At 72.5% G+C, this 4926-nt stretch carries 3 protein-coding genes; all 3 read left to right on the top strand.

Annotated elements, in window-relative coordinates; genetic code table 11:
- Positions 1–145 precede the first annotated feature (145 nt).
- The 3 genes from K6I34_RS31650 (at position 146) to K6I34_RS31640 (ending at position 4837) form a co-directional block, all read left to right on the top strand.
- Positions 146–1591 carry an aldehyde dehydrogenase family protein gene (locus K6I34_RS31650; RefSeq protein ID WP_229331345.1) on the top strand — a complete coding sequence of 482 codons (1446 nt, stop codon included), beginning with the start codon at positions 146–148 and terminating at the stop codon, positions 1589–1591.
- 226 nt (positions 1592–1817) lie between these two features.
- The gene (locus K6I34_RS31645; protein ID WP_229331343.1) at positions 1818–2777 is read left to right on the top strand and encodes an NADP-dependent oxidoreductase; all 960 of its coding nucleotides are present in this window, start codon (positions 1818–1820) and stop codon (positions 2775–2777) included.
- Between the two features lie 125 nt (positions 2778–2902).
- Entirely contained in the window at positions 2903–4837 is a 1935-nt protein-coding gene (locus K6I34_RS31640; RefSeq protein ID WP_229331341.1) for an acyl-CoA dehydrogenase family protein, read from the top strand.
- Positions 4838–4926 lie beyond the last annotated feature (89 nt).

Here is a 4926-nt window from a genome sequence, read left to right as displayed (position 1 = left end):
CGCCATACCGGCGCGCCACAACCCACCCGCACTCCAAGACGGACAAGCACCCCCAACCCACCCCGGCCCTACCGTGGGGAAGCCGCAAGTGCATCCGCACCCCAACATCCGCACCCAATACATCCGCACCCCCCGGAGGGAATCCGTGACTGCTCCCCACGCGTTCTGGCTGGCCGGCCGCGAGGCCCACGGCGAGGAGACCTTCGACGTCACGAATTCCTGGGACGGCCGTCCCGTCGGCACCGTGAGCGTGCCCACCGAGGCGCAGGTCGAGGAAGCCGTGGCCGCCGCCCACGCCGTGCGGGACGAGTTCGCGGCCACCCCCGCGCACGTCCGCGCCGCTGCCCTCGACCACGTCGCCAAGCGCCTGACCGAGCGCACCGAGGAGATCGCTCAGCTGATCTCCGCCGAGAACGGCAAGCCCATCAAGTGGGCGCGTGGCGAGGTCGGCCGCGCCGTCTCCGTCTTCCGCTGGGCCGCCGAGGAGGCCCGCCGCTTCAACGCGGGCGACGCCCAGCGCCTGGACACCGACGCCGGCGGCACCGGCCGCCTCGCCCTGACCCGCCGCTTCCCCCGCGGCGCCGTCCTCGGCATCGCGCCCTTCAACTTCCCGCTCAACCTGGGCGCCCACAAGGTCGCCCCGGCCATCGCCGTCGGCGCGCCGATCATCCTCAAGCCCGCCCCGGCCACCCCGATCTCGTCCCTCGTCCTGGGCGGGATCCTGGCCGAGACGGACCTGCCGGCCGGCTCCTGGAGCGTCCTGCCGGTGCCCAACGACCGCATGCCCGCCCTCGTCCAGGACGAGCGGCTGCCCGTCATCTCCTTCACGGGCTCCGGCCCGGTCGGCTGGTCGATCCTCGACTCGGCTCCGCGCAAGCACGTCACGCTGGAGCTCGGCGGCAACGGCGCGGCCGTCGTCCTCGCCGACTGGTCCTCGGAGGAGGACCTGGACTGGGCGGCGCAGCGCATCGCCACCTTCTCCAACTACCAGGGCGGCCAGTCCTGCATCTCCGTGCAGCGCGTCATCGCGGACGCCTCGCTCTACGAGCGGCTGGTGCCGAAGGTCGTCGCCGCCGTCGAGGCACAGGTCACCGGTGACCCCTCCGACGCGTCGACCGACGTCGGCCCGCTGGTCAGCGAGGACGCGGCCAAGCGCGTCGAGTCCTGGGTGGACGAGGCCGTCGCCGCGGGCGCCAAGCTGCTCACGGGCGGCAAGCGCGAGGGCGCCACGTACGCCCCGACCGTCCTCGCCGAGGTGCCCGCCGATGTGACGATCGCCTGCGAGGAGGTCTTCGGCCCGGTTCTCACCCTCAGCCGGGTGGGCGGCGAGGAGGCCGCGTTCGCCGCCGTCAACGACTCGCCGTACGGCCTCCAGGCGGGCGTCTTCACGCACGACCTGCAGACCGCCTTCCGCGCCCACCGCGCGCTGGAGACCGGTGGCGTGATCATCGGTGACGTGCCGTCCTACCGCGCGGACCAGATGCCGTACGGCGGTGCCAAGCAGTCCGGCGTCGGCCGCGAGGGCGTCCGCTACGCGATGGACGACTACACCTACGAGCGCGTGCTGGTGCTGACGGGCCTGGCCCTGTAACCCCTGTAACCAGCAGCGAACCAGCAGCGAACGGCCGGGACCCCCACGGGCCCCGGCCGTTTCGCGTACCCACGAACCCCACCAGCACCCCATGGCTCGATCCTTGCGAACCCTGTCGGTCAGGCCACTCGTTGCGGCCTGCGCGTTCGACGAGGCTGGAGCCATCGAGAACGGCACAGCCGGTACGACCCGTACGACCCGTACGACCCGCAAGGAGAAAAGCATCATGACCACCACCCCCGCCCGTATGCGTGCCGTCCGCCAGGAGACCGCCGGTGGCCCCGAGGTCCTCCAGCTGGTCGAGACCGACCGTCCCGAGCCGGGCCCCGGCGAGATCCTGGTCCGGGTGCACGCGGCGGGTGTCAACCCCACCGACTGGAAGACCCGCGAGCGCGGCGCCTTCTACTCGGGCGAGGCCGTCCCCTTCGTCCTCGGCTTCGACGTCTCCGGCGTGGTCGAGGCCATCGGCGCCGGCGTCACCCTCTACGCCCCCGGTGACGAGGTCTACGGCATGCCGCGCTTCCCGCACCCGGCGGGCGCGTACGCCGACTACGTCGTCGCCCCCGCCCGGCACTTCGCGCCCAAGCCGCGCGGCCTCGACCACGTGCGGGCCGCCGCCCTGCCGCTCGCCGCGCTCACCGCCTGGCAGGCGATCGTCGACACCGCCGACGTCCGCGAGGGGCAGCGCGTCCTCGTGCACGCGGCCGCGGGCGGTGTCGGCCATCTGGCCGTACAGATCGCCAAGGCCCGCGGCGCGTATGTCATCGGCACCGCGAGCGCCGCCAAGCACGACTTCCTGCGCGGTCTCGGCGCCGACGAGCTGATCGACTACCGCGAGCAGGACTTCGCCGAGGCCGTGCGCGACGTCGACGTCGTCGTGGAGGCCATCAGCGGCGACTACCCCACCCGCTCCCTGCGCACCCTGCGGCCCGGCGGCATCCTCGTCTCCCTCCTGCCGCTGGAGGAGACGGTGCGCGCCGAGGCCCGGGAGCTGGGCATCCGGGCCACCCGGATGATGGTCGAGCCCGACCTCGGCGGCCTGCGCGCCCTCACCGGGCTCGTCGAGTCCGGCCGTCTGCGCACCGAGATCGCCGCCGTGCTGCCGCTGGCCGACGCGGCGAAGGCGCACGAGCTCGGCGAGACGGACCGCACCTCCGGCAAGATCGTCCTCAAGGTCGCGGAGTGATCGCGGAACGTGGTCGGGCCGGAACGTTGCGCGAGGTCTGGTAGACGTCCGGAGGATCGGGTACATACGGTCGAGTAGCACCGGTCGGTAGCCGACCGGCCCCGACTGAAGCGGCGAGGTGCCTCATGACCGCACCATCCGTACGTCCGGTCTCCGAACGTGAATCCCGCCAGGTCGCCGAAGCGGCCCGGGAACAGGACTGGAAGAAGCCCAGCTTCGCCAAGGAACTGTTCCTCGGGCGCTTCCGGCTCGACCTCATCCATCCGCACCCCACGCCCGCCCTGGAGGACGTGCGGCGGGGCGAGGAGTTCCTCGCCAAGCTCCGCGACTTCTGCGAGACGCGGATCGACGCCGCCCGCATCGAGCGCGAGGCGCAGATCCCGGACGAGACGGTGAACGGGCTCAAGGAGCTCGGCGCCTTCGGCATGAAGATCGACACCAAGTACGGCGGCCTCGGCCTCACCGCCGTCTACTACAACAAGGCCCTCGCCATCGTGGGCTCCGCCAGCCCCGCTCTCGGCGCGCTGCTCTCCGCCCATCAGTCGATCGGCGTACCGCAGCCGCTGAAGCTCTTCGGCACCCAGGAGCAGAAGGAGCGCTTCCTGCCGCGCTGCGCGCGCACGGACATCACGGCCTTCCTGCTCACCGAGCCGGACGTCGGCTCCGACCCCGCACGGCTCGCCACCTCGGCCGTGCCCGACGGCGACGACTACGTCCTCGACGGCGTCAAGCTGTGGACCACCAACGGCGTGGTCGCCGACCTGCTCGTGGTGATGGCCCGGGTGCCGAGGAGCGAGGGCCACAAGGGCGGCATCACCGCGTTCGTGGTCGAGGCCGCCGCGGAGGGCGTCACCGTGGAGCGCCGCAACGCCTTCATGGGCCTGCGCGGCATCGAGAACGGCGTCACCCGCTTCCACCAGGTCCGGGTGCCGGCCGCCAACCGCATCGGGCCCGAGGGCGCGGGCCTCAAGATCGCCCTGACCACCCTCAACACCGGCCGCCTCTCCATCCCGGCCATGTGCGTCGCGGGCGGCAAATGGGCGCTGAAGATCGCCCGCGAGTGGTCCCTCGCCCGTGAGCAGTGGGGCAAGTCCATCGCCCGGCACGAGGCCGTCGGCGCGAAGATCTCCTTCATCGCCGCGACCACCTTCGCCCTGGAGGCCGTCCTCGACCTCTCCGGCCAGATGGCCGACGAGGACCGCAACGACATCCGCATCGAGGCCGCGCTCGCCAAGCTCTACGCCAGCGAGATGGCCTGGCTGATGACCGACGAGCTGGTGCAGATCCGCGGCGGCCGCGGCTACGAGAGCGCCGCCTCGCTCGCGGCCCGCGGCGAGCGCGCCGTCCCGGCCGAGCAGATGCTGCGCGACGCCCGCATCAACCGGATCTTCGAGGGCTCCACGGAGATCATGCACCTGCTGATCGCCCGCGAGGCCGTCGACGCCCACCTCTCCGTCGCCGGGGACCTCATCGACCCGGAGAAGTCCCTGGGCGACAAGGCGCGGGCGGGCGCCCGCGCGGGCGGCTTCTACGCCCGCTGGCTGCCCAAGCTCGTCGCCGGGCCCGGACAGCTGCCGCGCACCTACGCGGAATTCCACCCCACGGGCCACCGCGACCTCGCGACCCACCTGCGCTTCGTCGAGCGCTCCTCCCGCAAGCTCGCCCGCTCCACCTTCTACGCCATGTCGCGCTGGCAGGGCCGGATGGAGACCAAGCAGGGCTTCCTCGGGCGGATCGTCGACATCGGGGCCGAGCTCTTCGCCATGAGCGCCGCGTGCGTCCGCGCCGAGCGGCTGCGCTCCGAGGGCGCCCACGGCCGCGAGGCGTACGAGCTCGCCGACACGTTCTGCCGACAGTCCAGGGTCCGCGTCGAGGAGCTCTTCGGCCGACTGTGGACCAACACCGACGAGCTCGACCGCAAGCTCGTCGAGGGCGTGCTGTCCGGGGCGTACGAGTGGCTGGAGGAGGGCATCGTCGACCCCAGCGGCGACGGCCCCTGGATCGCCGACTCCACTCCCGGCCCCGCCAAGACGGAGAACGTCCACAGGCCCATCCGCTGAAGGTCCGCCGAGATCCGGTGAGATCCGCCGAGGTGCCTCCCGCCGTCCGCGGGCGGGGCGGGCACCCTGCAGGCATCTCGCGGGCACCC

This window comes from Streptomyces sp. UNOC14_S4, from assembly GCF_020740835.1.
Taxonomy (GTDB): Bacteria; Actinomycetota; Actinomycetes; order Streptomycetales; family Streptomycetaceae; genus Streptomyces.
This window is presented reverse-complemented; position numbering and strand designations above follow the sequence as displayed.